General features: G+C 56.2%; 2 protein-coding genes. Both read left to right on the top strand.

Annotated elements, in window-relative coordinates; translation table 11 throughout:
• Positions 1-3,443 (top strand): AAA domain-containing protein (locus tag H5U08_RS12780; RefSeq protein WP_297033667.1); only part of this gene is annotated, 3,443 nt, incomplete at its 5' end.
• Positions 3,440-3,712: hypothetical protein (locus tag H5U08_RS12775; RefSeq protein ID WP_297033664.1), on the top strand; the 273-nt coding region annotated here is incomplete at its 3' end. The genes H5U08_RS12780 and H5U08_RS12775, both read left to right, overlap by 4 nt.

Genomic DNA, 3,712 nt, shown 5'->3' with positions numbered 1-3,712 from the left:
AAAACGTGCTAACGACATCCTTTGTGCAAGACCTTCCGCCTATTTCAGTGGTCACCCGGGAACGACTGGCCGATTGGTGGGAATACTTGAATTGGAAAGAGACTCTCGCCAAAAAGAGCCTGGACGGTGTCCGCTACGTGCAGGTCACACTGGATCGAGAAGATCCGGAGGGCGGAATCCGCTTTTTGGTGGTAACCCCTGATCGCGCAAGTTGGGAACGGATACGGCGGATCTTGCGACAGGACGAGGTGCGGGCTTACACCCTCGATTCTTCCAAGGATCCGTGGATTTTCGACTACAGTGACGACCGCCGAGTTCGGGAAGCGGAGCTGGGCGATTTCGTGACTCTTGAGCGTGTATCCGAGCCGCCTACCGGGGTGGACGTCAACAACATGCCCTGGGAAAACCCAATGTGGGCATGGGCTGTATACCGGCTTACCGAGTCAGCGCAGGAGGACTTCGACCGGATGCGCGAGGAAGGGGCCAGTTGGGATCGGATTGAAGAGGCGATTCTTCGGAAAATCCCCCGGCAAGGCTTTCTCTCCGTCTCCATCGTGGGAGACCTCGCACTGGTCAATCGACAGCGCCTTGCCTTGAAGCGGCTGCAGGAGCAATCGGGCTATGCCCCCCTCCTATCGAGCTATCTGTTCAACATCAAGGCAGCGGACGAGCCGGCCGAGCTCGTCTCCATACCGGAGGACCTTTGGTTCCGGAAGGATCTCAATGAGGATCAAAAACTGGCGGTTCGCAAAATGATCAGTGCTCCGGATCTGGCCCTCGTCCAGGGGCCTCCCGGCACCGGCAAGACCACCATGATCGCAGAAGCCATCTGTCAACTGGTGGAACAGAAAAAGACGGTTCTGGTGGCTTCTCAGGCGAATCTGGCTGTGGACAATGCTCTGGAACGCCTCGCGGGATTTCCCAATATCAGAGCGATCCGACTGGGGCAACGAGCTGATGAAAGCGGCCCTTTCAGCGAGAATCAGGCTCTTGCAACATATTATCAAGCGATTGCCAAAACCTGTCGGGAAGGGATACTTCAGCCGTGGGAAAAGGCCGAGCGAACGCTGCAAGAAGTTCAAGAGTGGCTTGCCCAGGTAGACATTCTCGCGGCTGACCTGGCTGAGATGGAGCAGAGGCGTCGGTCGCTCGTAGATCGCCGTGACGAGATCCTTGCGGCGATAAGTGACGCGTATCAGGCGGAGGAAGAGAGCCGCCGGGTTGCTGTGGAACGGGAGCGGGCAAAAGAATTTCTGGCGTTCCTTGAGAACGGGGCCAATTGTCCGGGGCAGCTCCCAGCGGACATTGCTCAGGAGCTTGTCGAAATGGTGTCACCACTGGTCGAAAAACTGCGGACCGTGGGAATTGACCTCGATCCTGGACAGGTGACCATTGTACCTCTTCCTGCCTCACAGCAGTCTTTGGGACTTGCACAGATCTTTCGCCGGTGGCGGGAAGTCGAGAGGCTCGTTCCTCAGTTGGAAGCAGACGCCAGGCGTTTGGCGGCTTCTGATGGCGAAGGTGTCCTCTCGCAGGAAGATGCTCTCCTCTTGGAAGAACTTCAACGGAAGGCTCGGCAACTGCAGGAAGAGATGGCGGAGGACGCAAGCAAGCTTCCCGCGTGGCAGGAAGTGCAGAAACAGATCCGCGAACTTCGAAAGCGGGGCAGTGGCCTAAATGCGGAAGTTTACAAAGCAGTCTTCACCGCGACAGTCGATGGAATTCCGGTTGCCTATCAGTTCACCAACCCCGATGCCCGGCGACAAGAGGTTCTCTCGCGTCTCTGTGAGGCTCGTCGCGCGATCGGCGAAGTACGTAGCGAAATGGCCCGCGTTTATGCGGATTGCCGGAGAAGAGTGCAAGACTTTGTTAACAAACCGGCATTACCAGAATCTTCCACCGAGCAAAGACGCCGCTGGGAAATTGAGCTGGCCGATGTGAGTGATCAACTGGCGCTTCTCGAGCGGCAAATGGCGGAAAGAGAGTCGCGTCTGGAAGAGTTATTGCGCAAACACTGGGAAGGCCGCGAGCACACACCAAGCCGGGCGGATCTGCCTGCCATTCGGGGCCGTGTCACGGAACAACTTGAACAGCTCAAACGTTTCCTTCAGCGTCAAGAGCCGATCCGAAAGGCCTGGAGCGAGATCCTGGAGGGTTGGACCAAATCCCTCATGGATCCAACTGTAGCGGAGCGTGACCACCACCAGTTCTTTCCCATTTACCTCAAAGCGTGCAATGTCGTGGGTGTGACATGCACCGAGAATCCCCAGACCCTGGAAAAGTACGGCTTCGTCCGATTCGACGTGGCGATTGTGGACGAAGTCAGTAAGGCCACCCCGCCTGAAATTGTCATGCCACTTTTGCTGGCGCGGACAGCCATTCTCGTGGGCGATCACCGGCAACTTCCACCCCTTTTCCGCGAACGGGAACTGCCTTGGGAAGAACTGGTGGCAGAGACCGAAGAGGGAGACGAGGACAACGGTCAGGAATCGGTACCTCTCACTCGGGAAACATTCGAACGCTTTCGTAAGTTGGTGACTGCCTCGCTGTTCAAAGAGCACTTCGAGAACGCATCTGATACGCTGAAGTCTTTCCTTTTCACGCAGTATCGGATGCATCCTCAGATCATGAAGGTGATCAACCATTTCTATGAAAACCGGCTGGTATGCGGTCTCCGTGATCCCGACGGTACGGACCCAAATTCTGATCCTCGGGAGCATCGCCTTCACAATTTGACTTTGCTCGGTGCCAAGAAACGCCCCTACCTTGTACCGGATCAGCACGTCCTGTGGATTGATTCCTCGATCGATCCTTTAGGAAAACCACACTTTGAAGAGCGGACAGGGACAGGAGGCAAAACAAACGCATTAGAAGCGCTGCTCATTGCGCAGTGCCTGTATGACATTGAGATGGCCTATCGAGAGATGGGCATCGGGCCAGGTAAGAAGCCTCCGCGTCGAGTTGGTGTGATCACCTTTTACGCCCGCCAGGTGCGGACAATTCGCGAAACTCTTCGTCGTTTCCAAAGAAAGCAGAATTTCAACTTTCAGGCGATTCGCGTAGATATCAACACGGTGGATCGCTATCAGGGGCAGGAACGCCCCATTGTACTCGTGAGCCTGGTCCGCAACCCGCGCCACACATTATCACGACGCGCCAACACGGCTCAGTTTGAACGCATTAATGTGGCATTTTCACGGGCCCAGGAACTGCTGGTGATCGTTGGTGCGGAGCAGACGTTCCGCCGGTATCCTGTGAGGCTGCCTCATCTTGACCGGCCAGGGTACCGGGAGGTCGAGGTTTATCGGCACATCATCGAGGAGATCGAGCGGTGGGGATGCTTTCATTCCGCAGCCGATATTGTCTCCGCGGAGACATACCACGAGTTTCAGCGACAAGTAGGACGTGCCGTGCAGTCAATGGGGAGAGGAAGCAAATCATGACCATCAGTTTGACCAAGTTTCGCGTTGGGTTGCCGGCCCTGCGATTCTCGGTGCAAATCACACACAGTGTTCCGCGGATCGTCACGGCTTTCGAGCGGATCACTCTTGTCATGTGCGAGCGTTTGTTTGGCGACCCTCTGTTCCGACGGCTCCCTCTCGTGAGGGCCTTTGAAGATTTTCTCTGTGTCCCGGACGCCGCCCCGCTTGTTAACGCCGTGGTTAACGAACTCATCACTTTAGGAGCTATCGCCCCTCAGAGGAAAGACTGT

It is taken from the genome of Thermogutta sp., from assembly GCF_014359955.1.
Lineage (GTDB): Bacteria > Planctomycetota > Planctomycetia > Pirellulales > Thermoguttaceae > Thermogutta.
This window is presented reverse-complemented; position numbering and strand designations above follow the sequence as displayed.